The organism is Pseudomonas maumuensis (assembly GCF_019139675.1).
Classification (GTDB): domain Bacteria; phylum Pseudomonadota; class Gammaproteobacteria; order Pseudomonadales; family Pseudomonadaceae; genus Aquipseudomonas; species Aquipseudomonas maumuensis.
This window is the reverse complement of sequence record NZ_CP077077.1, coordinates 3,862,297-3,878,516: the sequence shown is the minus strand read 5'-3', so window position 1 is coordinate 3,878,516 and position 16,220 is coordinate 3,862,297. Positions and strand designations below refer to the sequence as shown.

Sequence of the window (16,220 nt, the reverse complement as noted above, 5' to 3'; positions counted from 1 at the left end):
GTACATGAGCGATAGCGTCGAGATCTACACCGATGGTGCCTGCAAGGGCAACCCTGGCCCGGGCGGCTGGGGCGTGCTGATGGTTTTCAAGGGCGTCGAGAAGGAACTGTGGGGTGGCGAGCGCGAGACCACCAACAACCGCATGGAGCTGATGGCGGCGATCGAGGGCTTGAAGGCGCTCAAGCGTGAGTGCGAGGTGGTGCTGACCACCGATTCGCAGTACGTCATGAAGGGCATCAACGAGTGGATGGTCAACTGGAAGAAGCGTGGCTGGAAGACCGCCGCGAAAGAGCCGGTGAAGAACGCCGACCTGTGGATGCAGCTCGATGAACAGGTCAACCGGCACAAGGTGACCTGGAAGTGGGTCCGTGGGCATATCGGCCATCCGGGCAACGAGCGGGCCGACCAGCTTGCCAATCGTGGGGTTGATGAGGTTCGCGCTCAGCGTTGATCCGATTGGGGCTGCTGTGCAGCCCATCGCGGCTGAAGCCGCTCCTACCCCGATCCGCGTGCTTCCTGTAGGAGCGGCTTCAGCCGCGATGGGCCGCAAAGCGGCCCCGATTTCGTTATACTCCCACCCCGAATTCAAGCACCGCCAGTTGGAGTCCCCGCGTGGAGCAGCAGCAAGACAAACGGTTCGTCATCCTCGACACCGAGACCACCGGCATGCCGGTGGCCGAAGGCCACCGCATCATCGAGATCGGTTGCGTCGAGGTCGTGGGCCGGCGCCTGACCGGGCGGCACTTCCATGTCTACCTGCAGCCCGACCGCGAGAGTGACGAGGGCGCGATCAACGTCCACGGCATCACCGATGCCTTCCTGGTCGGCAAGCCGCGTTTCGGCGATGTGGCCGAGGAGTTCTTCGAGTTCATCCAGGGCGCCACCCTGGTCATCCACAACGCCGCGTTCGACGTTGGCTTTATCAACAACGAGTTTGCGCGGATCGGCCAGCAGGATCGCGCCGACATCTCGCAGCATTGCCCGATCCTCGACACCCTGATGATGGCGCGCTCGCGCCACCCGGGGCAGCGCAACAGCCTCGATGCCCTGTGCAAACGCTACGGCATCGACAACTCCGGCCGTGAGCTGCACGGCGCACTGCTCGACTCGGAACTGCTGGCCGACGTCTACCTGGCGATGACCGGTGGCCAGACCAGCTTGTCGCTGGCGGGCGAAGGGGCGGGCGACGAGGAGGGGCAGGGCGGTACCGGCAGCGAGATCCGCCGAATCGTCGGGCGTGCGCCGGGGCGGGTGATCCTGGCCAGCGCGGAAGAGCTCGACGCCCATGCCGAGCGTTTGGCGGCTATCGCCAAGTCGGCGGGTGGGCCGTCGATGTGGCAGGCATTGACCGAGCCAGCCGCCAGCTGACTTGAAGGCAGGCCCGGCCCATCGCTGGCAAGCCAGCTCCCACAGGGACCGGATCCAGCGCTGCACCTTGTGAGCCGGCCTGGCGATGACAGCATCACACTCGACTACCCTGAGGGAAATTACCCGCAGAGGTAGCCGCCCGATGTACAAGGACCTGCAGTTCCCGATCCTCATCGTCCACCGGGCCATCAAGGCCGACAGCGTCGCCGGCGAGCGGGTGCGCGGCATCGCCGATGAACTGGCACGGGACGGCTTCGCCATCCTCGCCGCCGCCGACCAGGCCGAAGCGCGGCTGGTGGCTGCCACCCATCACGGCCTAGCCTGCATGCTGATCGCCGCCGAGGGCGTCGGCGACAACAGCCGCCTGCTGCAGAACATGGCCGAGCTGATCCGCCTGGCCCGGCTGCGGGCGCCCAACCTGCCGATCTTCGCCCTGGGCGAGCAGGTGACCCTGGAGAATGCCCCGGCCGAGGCCATGGGCGAGCTGAACCAGCTGCGCGGCATCCTCTACCTGTTCGAAGACACCGTGCCGTTTCTCGCCCGCCAAGTGGCGCGGGCCGCGCACAACTACCTCGACGGCCTGCTGCCGCCGTTCTTCAAGGCCCTGGTGCAGCACACCGCGCAATCGAACTACTCCTGGCACACACCGGGCCACGGCGGTGGCGTGGCCTACCGCAAGAGCCCGGTGGGGCAGGCCTTCCATCAGTTCTTCGGTGAAAACACTCTGCGCTCGGACCTGTCGGTCTCGGTGCCGGAGCTGGGCTCGCTGCTCGACCATACTGGCCCGCTGGCGGCCGCCGAGGCACGAGCGGCACGCAACTTCGGCGCCGACCATACCTTCTTCGTCATCAATGGCACCTCCACCGCCAACAAGATCGTCTGGCACGCCATGGTCGGGCGCGGGGACCTGGTGCTGGTGGACCGCAACTGCCACAAGTCGGTGGTGCATGCGATCATCATGACCGGCGCCATCCCCATCTACCTGTGCCCGGAGCGCAACGAGCTGGGCATCATCGGGCCGATCCCGCTCAGCGAGTTCAGCCCGGCGTCTATCCAGGCGAAGATCCAGGCCCATCCTCTGGCCCAGGGAAAGCCGGCGAAGATCAAGCTGGCCGTGGTCACCAACTCCACCTACGACGGCCTGTGCTACCACGCCGGGATGATCAAGCAGGCCCTGGGTGCCAGCGCCGAGGTGCTGCACTTCGACGAGGCCTGGTTCGCCTATGCCGCCTTCCATGAATTCTTCGTCGGCCGCTATGCCATGGGTACGCCGCGTGGCGACGACGGGCCGCTGCTGTTCAGCACCCATTCCACCCACAAGCTGCTGGCGGCCTTCAGCCAGGCCTCGATGATCCATGTGCAGGACGGTGCCAGCCGCCAGTTGGACCGTGACCGTTTCAACGAAGCGTTCATGATGCATATCTCCACCTCGCCGCAGTACAGCATCCTCGCCTCGCTGGACGTGGCCTCGGCGATGATGGAAGGCCCGGCGGGGCGTTCGCTGTTGCAGGAGATGTTCGATGAGGCCCTGAGCTTTCGCCGGGCGCTGGCCAACCTGCGCGAGCACCTCGCCGCCGATGACTGGTGGTTCAGCATCTGGCAGCCGCCGACGGCGCAGGCCGGCGAGCTGCAGGCGGCGGCGGACTGGCTGCTGCAGCCGGGGGCCGAGTGGCATGGCTTCGGCGGGCTGGGCGACGACTATGTCTTGCTCGACCCGCTCAAGGTCACCTTGGTGATGCCGGGCGCCGCTGGCGCAGCGGAGGGCCATGGAATTCCCGCCGCAGTGGTGGGCAAGTTTCTCTGGGAGCGTGGGCTGGTGGTGGAAAAGACCGGGCTGTACAGCTTCCTGGTGCTGTTTTCGATGGGGATCACCAAGGGCAAGTGGAGCACGCTGCTCACCGAACTGCTGGAATTCAAGCGCCACTACGACGCCAATACCGCCCTGGCCGACTGCCTGCCCAGCGTGATGGTGGAGCAGCCGTCACGCTACCAAGGGCTGGGGCTGCGCGACCTGTGCCAGCAACTGCACGGTTTCTACCGTGGCAATGCCACGTCCAGGCAGCTCAAGCTGCTGTTCACCCGTTTGCCGGAGGTGGCGATGACTCCGGCCGAGGCCTATGACCGGATGGTGCGCGGGGAGGTGGAGGCGGTGCCTATCGAGCATCTGCTGGGCCGGGTCGCGGCGGTGATGCTGGTGCCCTATCCACCAGGGATCCCGTTGATCATGCCGGGCGAGCGCTTCACCGAGGCGACCCGCTCGATCCTGGTCTACCTGGACTGCGCCCGGGCCTTCGACCAGGGTTTCCCGGGCTTCGTCGCCGACGTGCATGGCCTGCAGCGGGAAGGTCAGTTGTATACGGTGGACTGCGTCAAGGAATGCGAATGATCTCGACGCCGGTCTGGGCCAGCTCGAAACGATCGTCGCCCAGGTGGTTGACGCGGTCGCCGATAGCCAGGCGATAGCTGGTAACCGGCGCGCCGAGGGTGCTGCCGTCGGCCTGGAGGGTGGACTCCTGGAACTCGTGGACCGGGTAGATACGGCCTTCTGCGTCGCGGGCGTGGAACTGGCCGACCATTACTGCTGCCATTTAGGTGGAAACCTCTGAATCGTGTAGGAAATGTCTGTAGGCATAGACCAGCGAACCGCCTGGGAAGTTTTCAGCCGAATGGAAAAAAACCGGGAAGCCGAGGAACGGTCATCTATAACTAACTGGTCCCATTCCCAGAGCAGAGGTTGCAAAACGCCATGAGCCAGGTCTATTCGGTAGCGGTTGTCGTCGGCAGCTTGCGCAAGGAGTCCTACAACCGCAAGGTGGCCCGCGCGCTGTCTGAGCTGGCGCCGTCCAGCCTTGCCCTGCGGATCGTCGAGATCGGCGACCTGCCGTTGTACAACGAGGATGTCGAGGCCGAGGGCGCTCCCGAGGCGTGGAAACATTTTCGCGATGAGATCCGCCGCAGCGACGCGGTGTTGTTCGTCACTCCGGAGTACAACCGTTCGGTGCCGGGCGGGTTGAAGAATGCCATCGATGTGGGGTCGCGGCCTTACGGGCAGAGCGTATGGGGCGGCAAGCCGGCGGCGGTGGCCAGCGTCTCGCCGGGGGCGATCGGCGGCTTTGGTGCCAATCATGCCGTGCGTCAGTCGCTGGTGTTTCTCGACATGCCGTGCATGCAGATGCCCGAGGCCTATATCGGCGGGGCTGCGACGCTGTTCGATGACAGTGGCAAGCTGAATGACAAGACCCGGCCGTTCCTGCAGGGGTTCATCGACAAGTTTGCCTCGTGGGTGAAGCTGAACCGGGCGGTCTGAAGATGCCTCATCGCCGGCAAGCCGGCTCCTGTGGGAGCAGGCTTGCCGGCGATGGCCATCACGCGGACGATCAGCAAGCCTGCGGCATCTCCCCCTTGGCCAGCCGGCGGTTGATATCGGCGATCACCTCGGGCAGCTCGTTGATGGTGTCGATCAGGTAGTGCGGGCGCGACCCGGCAAACATCGCGTGAATACGCTTGCGCTCGCTCTCCAGCTTTTCCGCGCTCAAGGCCTGGTAACCTTCCCAGGTCAGGCCCAGGGCATTGCCCGAGCACACCAGCGCCACGGTCCACATCCCGGCGCGGCGGCCTTCGAGAATGCCCGGCACGGTGTCGTCGACCTTCACGCAGGCCGCCACATCGTCGATCCCCAGGGCGATCACGTTGGCCAGGGCCTGGGCCGGCCATGGGCGGCCGTTCGGGGTTTCGTCGGTGGCCACCACGTGGTCGGCGACGTAGCCGTTCTGCGCCGCCAGCTCCACCACCTTGTCCATCACCACTTTCGGGTAGCCCGAGCAGGAGCCGATCTTCAAGCCGTCCTTGCGCAGGCCGGTAAGGGTGTCCAGCGCGCCGGGGATCAGCGCCGAGTGCAAGGCGATTTTCTCGATCTGCAGCGGCATGAAGCGTTCGTAGATGGCGGTGACGTCATCGTCGCTCGGCGTGCGGCCAAACACCTTGTGGTAGCGCTCGGCGATCTCCGGCACGTCGCACAGGGTGCGGATATGGTCCCATTTGCCCATGCCCATCGGCCCACGGGCCTCTTCGATGGACACCTGAACGTCGAACTCGGCGAAAGCCTCGACGAAGATCTGCGTGGGGGCGAAGGAGCCGAAGTCGACCACGGTGCCGGCCCAGTCGAGGATGGCGGCTTGCAGCTGGGTAGGGTTGCTGTAGTTCATGTGCGCTGTTTCCTTGAATTGGGTAGGCAGAAGGTCAGATGTCCAGTACTTCCATTTCCCGCAGCACCTCGGCCACGGCGTTCACGGCGGCCTGCATGCCCCCGGCGCCGACCACGCCGATGCAACCGACGCGGAAGGTCTCGACCTGGGTCAGTTTGCCGGGGTAGAGGATGAAGCCCTTGGCCTTGACCCGCTCGTAGAAGTCCTTGAACTGGTAGCGAGCATCGTTCGGGGCGTGGAAGGTGACGATGATCGGCGCCTGGATTTCGGCCGGGAGGAAGCTGCGCAGGCCAATCCGTGCCATGCCGTCGAGCAGGGTCTTGCAGTTGTCGGCGTAACGCTGGTGGCGGGCAGTGAGGCCGCCTTCCTCGTTGTACTGTTGCAACGCTTCGTGCAGGGCAGCGACCACGTGGGTCGGCGGGGTGAAGCGCCACTGGCCGGTCTTGGCCATGTAGGCGTGCTGGTCGTGCAGGTCCATGGCCAGGGAATGGGCATTGCCTTCGGCGGCGGCCAGGGCGGCTTTTTCGGCGAAGACGAAGCCCATGCCCGGCACGCCTTCCAGGCATTTGCCCGAGGCAGCGATCAGCGCTTCGAAAGGCACCTGGCGGGCATCGATCGGCAGCGCGCCGAACGAGCTCATGGCGTCGATGATCAGGCGTTTGCCGTGGCGCTGGACCACCTGGGCGATCTCGGCCAGCGGATTGAGGATGCCGGTGCTGGTCTCGCAGTGGATCAGCGCCACGTGGGTAATGGCGGGGTCGGCGGCGAGCAGGCGGTCGACGTCGGCGGCGGTGGTCGGTTGGTCCTCGGCGGTCTCGAAGCTGCTGTAGGCGCGGCCCAGTACCTTGCAGATCTTCGCCAGGCGCTGGCCGTAGGCGCCGTTGATCAGCACCAGCACCTTGCCGTCGCGCGGCACCAGGGTGCCGATGGCCGCCTCCACGGCGAAGGTGCCGCTGCCTTGCAGTGGCACGCAGTGGTGGCTGGCGGCGCCGTCGAGGATCGCCAGCAACTGCTCGCACACGCTGGCGGTCAGCTGGTTGAAGTCGCGGTCCCAGGAGCCCCAGTCCACAAGCATGGCCTGGCGGGTGCGCAGCGATGTGGTCAAAGGACCGGGGGTCAGCAGGATCGGGGCGTTGCTCATTCCGTGGTTCCTCACTTGCGGTGGGCTGGAAACTAGTGGGGCTAGGTTGCAATTCGCCGAGTCATCAATCAAATTGTTTGTAGATATGCCAGCCATAAGTCAGGCCGATAGATATGAACCTGTTCCAGCTCCGTGCCTTCGATGCCGTCGCCCGCGAGGGCAGCTTCACTCGTGCCGCCGAGCGCCTGTTCATCAGCCAGCCGGCGGTGACCGGGCACGTGAAGGCGCTGGAGGAGCACTACCAGATCACCTTGTTGCGGCGTACCGCACGACGAGTCGAGCTGACCGAGGAGGGCACACGGCTGGCGGCCATCACCCGGGCGATGTTCGGCCTGGCCGAGGAGGCCCAGGCCATGCTCGAGGCCAATCGGCAACTGCTTACCGGCCGCCTGGAGGTCGCCGCCGACGGACCGCACCGAGTCATGCCGATGCTGGCGCAACTGCGCGAGCGTTACCCCGGGATCACCGTCAACCTGCGCCTGGGCAATGCCCAGGAAACCTTGGCGGCCCTGTTGTCCGAACATGCCGATGTGGCGGTGCTGACCGAGATCGAGCCGCGCAAAGGGCTGCACCTGCAAAGCCTGTGCGAGTCGCGACTGTGTGCCTTGCTGCCGGTGGGGCACGCCTGGGCCTCGGCCACCGACGACTTGCCATTGGCCGAGCTGGACAAGCAGATCATGGTGCTGCGCGAGCCCAGCTCGACCACCCGCCGTACCTTCGATAAGGCTTGCGCCGATGCCTCGGTGCAGCCGCGAGTGCTGCTGGAGCTGGATAGCCGCGAGGCGGTGACCGAGGCGGTGGCGGCGCAGTTGGGTATCGGTGTGGTGTCGTCCACCGAGGTGGCCCACGACCCAAGGGTCGTGGCGCGGCCATTGAACGGTGCCGGGCTGGTCAACCAGCATCTGGTCGGCTGCCTGGAGCGACGTCGGGAGCTGCGCCTGATCCAGGCATTCCTGGGGCTGGCGGCTGGCCTGTGATGGCTGTTTTCAGTGGCGCGGCCTAAGATGGCCGGCATTGAGCCGACAGGACCGTCGATGAGCGAAAAAGACACCATCTCCATGCAACTGGTGCGCGAGGCGCTGTTGCAGACTTGCCCACACGGTGAGCCCGATGCCGGTTTGCTGGCTCGCGCCGGTATCGCCGTCGAGCAGTTGCGCGAGCCCGAGGCGCGGGTCAGCGCCGAGTCCTATGCCCGGCTTTGGCGCCTGTTGGCGCGGCGCTGCAATGACGAGTTCTTCGCCATGGATCCGCGTGGGCTGCGCAGTGGCAGCCTGGCGTTCCTGTGCCGGGCGAGCATGGCGCAGCCGACCCTCGGCGCGGGCCTGGAAACTGCCTTGGCGTTCCTTTCGCTGATGCTCGATGATATGCAACCGGGCCTGGTGCGCCAGCAAAGCCTGGCCGAGATCGTAATCAACGAACCACGTGACGAGCCACGGCGAGCCTTTACCTACTTCACCTTCTGGATGATCGTGCATGGCGTGGCGTGCTGGTTGGCGGGCCGACGCATCCCGATCCTGGCCATCGAGCTGCGCTGTGGCGAACCGCCCTTTTGCGACGACTACCGGGTGATGTTCTCCGAGAACCTGCAGTTCGAGCGCCCGCGTAGCCGCATGATCATCGCTGCCGACTGCCTGGACTTGCCGCTGCGGCGCAGCGAGGAGGAGCTGCAACGCTTCCTGGCCGAGGCACCGGCCAACATCCTGGTCAAGTACCGCGACCCCGCGAGCCTTGGGCGGCGCATTCGCAACGACCTGCTGCGCCAGCCGCCCAGCCTCTGGCCGGATGCCGAGCGCTTGGCGCAGTGTCTATGCCTGTCGGTGTCCACCCTGCGCAGGCGCCTGGCCGAAGAAGGGCAAACCTATCAAGGGCTCAAGGACAGCGTAAGACGTGAGCTGGCCATCGCCTGGTTGGCCACGCCTGAACTGACCATGGGAGAGATCGTCGAGCGCCTGGGCTTTGCTGACAGCAGCTCCTTCTACAAGGCGTTTCGCAAATGGTTCGGCTGTAATCCAGGGCATTACCGTGCATTGAGCCAGGCCAGGCAACCCGGTCACTGATTCCCCCTGCCGTGCGACATCGAGATAGCCCAGTGTCGATGGTTTCCATCCGAGGGGTACTGGTAATGTCTGCGTTCACACTGACACCGAAGGTCGAGCACGCGACCGATCAATTCATTGGCGAGTTGTTGCCAACTTGGCTCAAGACAGCCCCGGCGGCTGAGATCGCGCAGCTGCGCGAAGCATACAGCGCGTACAAGGCCAGCCAGCACAAGGTTGCGGCTGTATTCGGGCGTCTTTTACCGGTGGATGCCTTCGCCCAAGGCCTGCTTCAGACCGAGTTGACCAGGAGAACGGGGTTGACGGTCGATCTTGCCCGGGCGTGCTGGCGGGAGGAGCGGCGTACATTCACCGTCAAGCCAGGCCAGCTACCCAAAAGCGACTCGTATTTCGTTTCGGCTCCCGCCTTGCAAAAGCTGATGCAGAACTTCAAGCAAGGCGAATCGTTCTACAGCGGAACAGCCTTGGTGTACCCGGCCAATGCGGCTACTGGGGCCGAGGAGCGCTTGCTGACCACGGCTTCGCAGCAACTGGTCCAGCTGACCCGTGACGTCGACGCCGGCAAGCAATATCAGGAGCGCCTGGACCAGTTGTTCTCCAAGGACTTCGTAGATGACCTTGGCGAGGATATGCGCCTGGCATCGGCGTTCATGGCCGAAATCGCCGCCACGCGGCGCCTGATGCCACCCAGGGAGCTGCAGGTGCTGCGCGATCTGGCGGCAGGGCGATCCGTTGTGTATCCCCAATGTCCGAACATCCAGCGGGGTGAGCTGCAAGTGCTCGGCTGCGTTTTGTCCGGCATGTTGGTGGTTGAGTTGGCCGGCACGTGGCTGCCCGGCCTGAGCGGTACCGTCAAGCGCCGACGGATCAGCGGCGTGTTGCTGTACATGCCAGATGATCCGAGCAACCCAGTGCGCTTTTTGGCCACCTGGGAAGCGGTCAACACGACACTGCTGGAATGGCTGAACGTTCCGCAAAAGCGTGCTCTGCTGCTGCAACGAGTCGCCCTGCAGGACCGGGCGGAATTTCTCCAGACACTGGGCCAGCGCCTGCAGGATGATGAGCCCGATCTGGCCCCCGAGGTCGACGCCCTGGTGGGGGATCTGTTCACTAAGCTGGCCGAGCGCCGGATCCGACGTATCCGTGACGACGCGCGCTTTCTGTTGGTTCCCAATACGCAAGTGGATCAACGCCAATCGTCCGAGCGTTTGGCGTTGATGGCCTCGGTGGGCCTGGCAATGCTCAACCTGGCTGGGTTGTTCGTGCCTGGGCTGGGCAGTCTGTTGCTGGCGAACATGGTGCGGGAAACCGTGTCGCAGGTGTGTGAGGGCGTCGCCGATTGGGCCCAGGGGCATCAGCACGAGGCGTTCGAACATCTTCTTGGGGTCGCCGAATCTGTGGCGGTGAATGCAACGGTGATGGCTGGGGCCAAGGTGGTGACCACGGTCTTCACCCGCAGCGTTTGGGTGGATGGCCTGGAGCCTGTGGTCAATGACGCCGGTGAGCATCGCCTCTGGCGCAATGACCTGACGCCTTACCAGGATGCAAGCCCGCCCGCGCAACTGAGCGAGCTCGACAATGGCCTGCTCAGCGATGGCAAAGGTCTGTGGTGGCGCCACCAGGGTGTGCATTACCGGGTACGCGCCACCAGCGCCAACGGTCCCTGGCGGTTGCTCGATGGCAGGCGGCCACAGGGCTATGGCCCGGCCCTGGAGTTCAATGGCGAGCGCGCCTGGCGCATGACGCACGAGCGGCCGCTGGAATGGCAAGGGTCAGGGCAGTTGCTTGGGCGCCTGTGGCCGCCGGCGGAGGATTTCAGCATCCAGCGGGTCACGCAGGTGCTCAAGGTAGCGGGTGTCGACGAGGCATATTTGCGTGGCCTGCTGGTGGAGGGCCGGCGGTTGCCGTTAGTGTTGCGCGATACGCTGGAGCGCTTTGCCGTGGATACCCGGGTAGACGCATTTCTCGCCAACCCAGATTCCGATACTGAACTTTGGCAGTGGTGCTTGAAAGAACTGGGCGTCCAGGACCTCGAGTTGCCAGCGCAAAGAGATACCCTCAGCTTGCAGGCCGAATCCCTGCGTGGCCGGCTGTTCGAGTATTTTTCCGAGGCCTATCTGCTCGATGATCCGCAACTGGCGCTGCTGAACAGGGATTTCCCCAGCTTGCCCAAGGCCTATGCCGTACATTTGCTCACGCGTATCAGCGTCGAGCAGCGCACTGCGATGCGCACGGGTTCACGCATTCCGCTGGCGCTGGCTCAACAGGCGCGCGAACTGTTGCAGGTGGCCAAGTTGACACGTCTGTGCGAGGGGTTCTACCTGCGGGCCAGCTATCGGCCCGACCTGGTCAAGCTGGCCTTCGCCCTGCTTGGCCAGGAGGTACGCTGGCCGGCCTCGGTGGCATTGGAGTTGCGCGATGGCTCACCCACAGGACGCGTGCTGGCCAGCCTGGGCGCACCGTCTGCCCCGGGACAGGCCAAGGTGCTGGTCAACTCGAACGGTGTCTTCAGCGTTTATGAGGGCGACGGTAGCCAAGTTCTCGTGGCCGAGCCCGCCGGCTTGCCCGAAGCGCTGCTGGCCTGTCTGGATCAAAAGGATCGTATGTGGTTCGGCTGGGGAGAGGCCGATGCGGCGCGGCAGTTGCGCAGAGACCTGCAGAACTGGTTGCCGAGCGACCGGGAGGCACTGTTGCAACTGCTCGGGATGCGTGACATAGGCTCGTCCCACAATCCGCCGCAGCGTCTGGCCGATGGTCGCGTGGGCTATCTGCTGAGCGGGCGCATGTCGGGTGACCACGCCAGTCACACCTTGCTGATGGCGCGTATCCGCAGCCTGTACCCCGGTTTCAATCAGCTTGAAACCAGGGTTTTTCTGGACATCCTGCTGGCGCGCCCAGGCTCGGCGTTTCGCAACCTGTTGCAGCAGGAGCAACAGTATCAACTCCTCAAACGGGTGCTGGCCTTGTGGGTCGGCCGGGCGAGGGGCTCGGATGCCATGGCCTTGCGCCGGCGTGCGGGGCGGCAACTGCGGCGTTGCTGGCAACTGATAGGTGAGCGCATCGTCGACCAGTGGGATGTACCCCTGGGCATGAGCCTGAGCTTGAACAACACTGTCCTGCGCAGCCTGCCACACCTTCCTGCCAGTATCGATTTCGGCCATGTGGCCGAGCTGACCCTGACCGGTTTGAGCCTCGAACAGATCCCTGATGGTTTTTTGCGCTGCTTCGCACAGTTGCGCTGGTTGAACCTGGGCAACAACGCCTTGGCCAGTGTGCCGGTCGACATTGGCCACCTGAGCCAGCTGCGTAACCTGCGCATGGCCGAGAACCGGATCATCATGGGCATGAACGGGGCGCAGGCACTGGGCCGCTTGACGCGCCTGCAGTCGCTGGACTTGAGCTTCAATCCACTGGGCGCGATCAGCCTGCACCTTCGCCCATTGACCAGGCTACGTGAACTCAACCTGCGCAGCACCAACCTGCTGACCGTGCCCGCCGACCTGCAGTGGTGTGGCCAGCTGGAGATCGCCGACTTGCGCGACAACCATCTGGCAAGCATGCCGCAGGCGGTGCTCGATGCCCCGCAGGCATGGCGTCGGGCATTGCTGCTGACGGGTAATCCGCTGCCCGAGGCGATCAGGCAGCGTCTGGGGATAGCCTCGGCCATCGCGGTACAGGGCGCCGATGGACCATCGGCGTTGGCCGCGGTTCGGGCTGCGTGGCTGGAAGGCGAGGCCGCGCCGCAGCTTCAGTCCCGTGGCGATATCTGGGATACGCTGCATGCCGAGGCGGGCAGTGGCAACTTTTTCCAGCTGTTGGCGGAACTGAGCGCTACCCGTGATTTCCAGCAAGTGCCCGTCGACTTGCGCCGCAGGGTATGGGCCATGCTGGAGGCTGCAGCCGAAGATACCGCCTTGCGTGACGAGCTGTTCACCCTCGCCGGCAATGCGCGCACGTGCGCGGACAGCGTCGCGTCTTGCTTCAGCAGCCTGGAGGTCCGTTTGTACATGGCACAGACCCTGCGCGAAGCCAATCCGCTCACAGCCCGTGCCGCGCGCTTGCGCTTGGCCAGGCGACTGTTTCGTCTTGATCAGGTCGAAGCAATCGCCCGCGAGGATATTCGTACTCGCATCTCCCTGGGCCAGCACGTGGATGAAATCGAGGTAAGCCTGGCGTACCGTACTGGCCTGGCCAGCCGACTTGATTTGCCGGGCCAACCGCGCACCATGCACTTCGAAACCATCGCCGGAGTCGCCCAAAGCGACCTGGATGCGGCGCTCGCGGCAGTGCGCCAGGCCGAGGCGGGCGAAGCACTGCCGCGTTACATCAGCCAGCGTGATTTCTGGATAGAGGGTTTGCGTAGCTGGCATGGCGAGCGTTTCAGCGAGGTCGAGGCGCCTTTCTGGGCTCGCCTGGAGGCGCTCGACAATTTGCGCTTGGACAGCAGTCAATATCTCATCCTGTCCAATCAATTGGCGGTCGAGCGTCAGGACGCGGTCGAGGCACTGGTGTTGTGCCTGACCCAGGAGGCGTTGATCGAGGTATCCAGCCCGGGCGATTGAAACCGTCCCGGTCAGCCGCAGGGCCTGGCCGGGATTTCAAGCAATCTGGGCTGCAGAATTGAAGCGCTTCCCGCTGCCAGCCTAGCAACGCTGCGCGGAACATGGCGACTCCACCCAACCCCTGGAGTCGACATGTCGTCCAACACCTCTCCCGTTCCTGTTCCGGCAAGCAGCGCCACGATTACCGATGATTTCATAGGCAGGCGTCTGCCTGGCTGGCTGGCTCGGGCCTCCGCCGGGCAGATCAACCGACTGCGTGACCGCTTCACGGCTTATCGATCGAGTCAGGAGCCGGTCAAAGCCATGCTGGAACCGTTAGACCTGTTGCAGTTTGCCCAGGCGCAGTTCGCGACATTGCTGGCGGGGCGTCTGCCGCAAGGCGTCGAGCTGGCAGGACTACGCTGGCAAACCGCGCAATTGGATGTGGGCCGGTCGATGGGCTCCAACTGGTCGTACATCGATACCCAGTACCGCCATGAACCGGCCTTGTGGCGCTTGATGCAGAATTTCGGCGAGGGCGCTACGCCACTCGATGGCAGTGGCCTGGTGGCCGCGGATGGCGAGACGGTGTTATCGGGTGACGTGGCGACGTTGGCGCAAGCCTGCCGCGTCTTGGATGCTGGAGGGCGCTACCAGCAATTGCTGCGGGACACCTTCACGGCTGACAACAAAGCGCTGTTGGCCACCGACAAACGCGCGGGGTTCGGACTGGCGATCGAAGTGGCCGCATTGCGCAGCGAAATCACCGCGCACCAGCAACAAGCGCTGAACGGTCTGCTCGCGGACGAGTCCGCGACTTCCAGGATGACGGCCCATCCACAATTGCTGACGTTGCTTGGCCAGTCGGTGGCCGGTGCGCTGGCCATCCAGTTACGCGATGAGCAGCAGGCTGACAACGGCTGGATTCTGTATTTGCCCGGCGATCCGGCCCAGGCTCTGTCTCGGTTCGAGTCGCTGAGCGCGATGAATGACACGCTGGCCGAGCGCCTGGGCAGTAGTGCCTTTGAGCGGTTCTTCGTGCAGCTGATAGAACTGGGCCAGCGTACCCAGTTTGTCCAGACCCTGGCATTGCGGCTCAAGGACGACCGGCCCGATCTCCAAGTGGCCCCCGATGAGCCGGACGGGCCGCTGTTCGATGCCCTCGTCGAGCAACAGCTGCGGCGGCTGCAGCAAGACGCCCGTCTGCTGCTGGTGCCCAGCGCCGAAGCTGATCTGCGTGCCAGCCGAGCACGGCTGGAGGCATGGACATCGGCGGGATGGGCGCTGGTCAATCTGGCAGGGTTCTTCATTCCCGTGGTGGGTATGGTGCTGTTGGGCCAACTGCTGCTGCAGACCCTTCATGAGGTCTACGAAGGCGTCGTCGACTGGGCACAGGGGCATCAGCACGAGGCGCTGGAGCATATGCTGGGAGTGGCTGAGACCCTCGCGGTTAGCGCTGCCGTCGCCGGTGGCGCGAGCATGGTTGCGCGCGGCTTCCTGCGCAGTGGTTTTGTCGAGGGGTTGGAGCCGGTTAGTGTCGGCGAACGGGGCGAACGCCTGTGGGCCAATGACTTGCAAGCGTATGAAGTCTCCCCGGAGGATGCGGCGCTGGGCGAGGACGGGTTGTATCACCAGGGCGAGCGGCGCTGGTTGCGCCTCGAGGCGCGTTACTACCGGATTCATCGCCCCGAGGCCGACGGACCGTGGCGTTTGTTGCATCCTCGGCGTGAAGAGGGCTTCGGGCCGATTGTCGATGGCAATGGTGAGCGCGGTTGGCATCTGCGCAGCGACCAGGCGCGGACGTGGAATGACAGCGGGCGGATGCTCGACAGTGTATGGCCGCAGCATCCAGCGCTGGACTCGCAGCGCGCCGATTCGATCCTACGGGTGGCGGGCATGGACAAGGACGAACTGCGGGCGGTTATCGGCGAGAACCGTCCCCTGCCGGCCAACTTGCGGGATACGCTGCGGCGTTTTGCGGCCGATGCCCGTATCGATGCATTTTTCGGCAACCTGGAGCACCCGGAAGGGGAGATGCAAGACCGGCAGATCCAGGAGTGGTGCCTGGAGCAATCCGGGATGAGCGGCCTCGACGCCGCCGCCCTGCGCGAGCGCTTGCTGGCCCAGGCGCCGCTGTTGCGCGAACGACTCATGGAGTACTTGACGAGGGTCACCCTTGGCGAGGACACCTTGCTGGCGCTGATCAAACGTGATTTTCCGACGCTTCCCGATGCGTATGTCCTCGAGCTGGCGCAAACCGTGAACGAAGGCGAGCGCCTGCTGGTCGCGCGTGAGGCACGTGTTCCCGCGACCGTGGCTGGCCGGGTACGTGCCTTGTTGCAAGTCGCTCGCCTCAATCGGGCGTTGGAGGGGGTGTTCCTGCGCAACAGCTACAGCCAGGAAACGGGAAAGCTGGTGTTCTCCTTGCTTTCGCAGATACCGGGTTGGCCGGTTTCGCTTTGCCTTGAGTTGCGCGCCAATTCAGCTACAGGGCTGCTGCTGGCCAGGAGTGGCACCCCGGCACAATCTGGCGCTGCGGCGGTGCTGGTCCGCAGGGAGGGACGCTTCCACCTGTACGACAATCGGGGGCGCGTGCTCCAGGTCGATGTCGACGAGCCTGCCGGGCTTTTCCAGACGCTGGTCGCGTTGCTCAACCCTGAGCGGTTGAACGGCCTGGGCATCGTCGGTGAGAACCAGGGCGAGCAACTGCGTCAGTTGCTGCTGGCCCAGCTTCCGCAATCGCGGGTGTCGCTGCTGCGGTTGCTTGGCTGGCGACAGGCGGCGCCCTGGTTCAACCCAGGGCGCCGCCTCGCCGATGGCAGGGTAGGGTATCCGCTCAGCGGTCGTGGCCAAGGGCAACGGAACAGTTGGGATGTCCTGCGCGATCGTATTCGTGCCCTGTACTGGG

Annotated in this window: 10 protein-coding genes and 1 pseudogene; 8 read left to right on the top strand and 3 right to left on the bottom strand. The window is 64.6% G+C overall.

Going from position 1 to position 16,220, the window contains the following annotated elements; translation table 11 throughout:
- Positions 1 to 4 precede the first annotated feature (4 nt).
- The 3 genes from rnhA to KSS90_RS17260 all read left to right on the top strand — a co-directional run bounded on the left by rnhA (position 5) and on the right by KSS90_RS17260 (position 3,754).
- Positions 5 to 451, top strand: a complete 447-nt coding sequence (gene rnhA / locus KSS90_RS17270) for a ribonuclease HI (RefSeq protein WP_217866558.1) — start codon at positions 5 to 7, stop codon at positions 449 to 451.
- 161 nt (positions 452 to 612) lie between these two features.
- On the top strand, positions 613 to 1,368 hold the full coding sequence (gene dnaQ, locus KSS90_RS17265; RefSeq protein WP_217866557.1) for a DNA polymerase III subunit epsilon: 756 nt from the start codon (positions 613 to 615) through the stop codon (positions 1,366 to 1,368).
- A gap of 142 nt (positions 1,369 to 1,510) precedes the next feature.
- Positions 1,511 to 3,754, top strand: a complete 2,244-nt coding sequence (locus KSS90_RS17260) for an Orn/Lys/Arg family decarboxylase (RefSeq protein WP_217866556.1) — start codon at positions 1,511 to 1,513, stop codon at positions 3,752 to 3,754.
- Here the strand turns inward: KSS90_RS17260 and KSS90_RS17255 are convergent.
- Entirely contained in the window at positions 3,738 to 3,956 is a 219-nt protein-coding gene (locus KSS90_RS17255) for a hypothetical protein (protein ID WP_028690532.1), read from the bottom strand. The two genes, KSS90_RS17260 and KSS90_RS17255, sit on opposite strands and share 17 nt — an antisense overlap.
- A 158-nt stretch (positions 3,957 to 4,114) precedes the next feature.
- Here KSS90_RS17255 and KSS90_RS17250 point away from each other — a divergent pair, with 158 nt between their 5' ends.
- The gene (locus tag KSS90_RS17250; RefSeq protein ID WP_217866555.1) at positions 4,115 to 4,675 is read left to right on the top strand and encodes an NADPH-dependent FMN reductase; all 561 of its coding nucleotides are present in this window, start codon (positions 4,115 to 4,117) and stop codon (positions 4,673 to 4,675) included.
- A gap of 70 nt (positions 4,676 to 4,745) precedes the next feature.
- Here the strand turns inward: KSS90_RS17250 and phnX are convergent, their stop codons facing one another.
- Positions 4,746 to 5,573, bottom strand: coding sequence for a phosphonoacetaldehyde hydrolase (phnX, locus tag KSS90_RS17245; RefSeq protein ID WP_217866554.1), 828 nt, complete (start codon positions 5,571 to 5,573; stop codon positions 4,746 to 4,748).
- A gap of 34 nt (positions 5,574 to 5,607) precedes the next feature.
- Complete coding sequence (locus tag KSS90_RS17240) at positions 5,608 to 6,714, bottom strand: 2-aminoethylphosphonate--pyruvate transaminase (RefSeq protein ID WP_217866553.1); 1,107 nt, start codon at positions 6,712 to 6,714, stop codon at positions 5,608 to 5,610.
- A gap of 113 nt (positions 6,715 to 6,827) precedes the next feature.
- On the opposite strand from KSS90_RS17240, the gene KSS90_RS17235 reads away from it, so the two are divergent.
- The 4 genes and pseudogenes from KSS90_RS17235 to KSS90_RS25760 all read left to right on the top strand — a co-directional run.
- Positions 6,828 to 7,691, top strand: coding sequence for a LysR substrate-binding domain-containing protein (locus KSS90_RS17235; RefSeq protein ID WP_217866552.1), 864 nt, complete (start codon positions 6,828 to 6,830; stop codon positions 7,689 to 7,691).
- A gap of 57 nt (positions 7,692 to 7,748) precedes the next feature.
- Complete coding sequence (locus tag KSS90_RS17230) at positions 7,749 to 8,771, top strand: AraC family transcriptional regulator (RefSeq protein ID WP_217866551.1); 1,023 nt, start codon at positions 7,749 to 7,751, stop codon at positions 8,769 to 8,771.
- Positions 8,772 to 8,836: 65 nt separating this feature from the next.
- Entirely contained in the window at positions 8,837 to 13,333 is a 4,497-nt protein-coding gene (locus KSS90_RS17225) for an NEL-type E3 ubiquitin ligase domain-containing protein (RefSeq protein ID WP_217866550.1), read from the top strand.
- 132 nt (positions 13,334 to 13,465) lie between these two features.
- Positions 13,466 to 14,353 (top strand): annotated as a pseudogene (locus tag KSS90_RS25760) (dermonecrotic toxin domain-containing protein); the annotation flags it as partial.
- Positions 14,354 to 16,220: the final 1,867 nt, after the last annotated feature.

Bases quoted from the DNA above. Each gene is read 5' to 3' on its own strand.
- KSS90_RS17250 (WP_217866555.1), top strand. From the start codon at position 4,115: ATGAGCCAGGTCTATTCGGTAGCGGTTGTCGTCGGCAGCTTGCGCAAG.
- KSS90_RS17260 (WP_217866556.1), top strand. From the start codon at position 1,511: ATGTACAAGGACCTGCAGTTCCCGATCCTCATCGTCCACCGGGCCATC.
- phnX (WP_217866554.1), bottom strand. From the start codon at position 5,573: ATGAACTACAGCAACCCTACCCAGCTGCAAGCCGCCATCCTCGACTGG.
- KSS90_RS17240 (WP_217866553.1), bottom strand. From the start codon at position 6,714: ATGAGCAACGCCCCGATCCTGCTGACCCCCGGTCCTTTGACCACATCG.
- rnhA (WP_217866558.1), top strand. From the start codon at position 5: ATGAGCGATAGCGTCGAGATCTACACCGATGGTGCCTGCAAGGGCAAC.
- KSS90_RS17235 (WP_217866552.1), top strand. From the start codon at position 6,828: ATGAACCTGTTCCAGCTCCGTGCCTTCGATGCCGTCGCCCGCGAGGGC.
- KSS90_RS17255 (WP_028690532.1), bottom strand. From the start codon at position 3,956: ATGGCAGCAGTAATGGTCGGCCAGTTCCACGCCCGCGACGCAGAAGGC.
- KSS90_RS17230 (WP_217866551.1), top strand. From the start codon at position 7,749: ATGAGCGAAAAAGACACCATCTCCATGCAACTGGTGCGCGAGGCGCTG.
- KSS90_RS17225 (WP_217866550.1), top strand. From the start codon at position 8,837: ATGTCTGCGTTCACACTGACACCGAAGGTCGAGCACGCGACCGATCAA.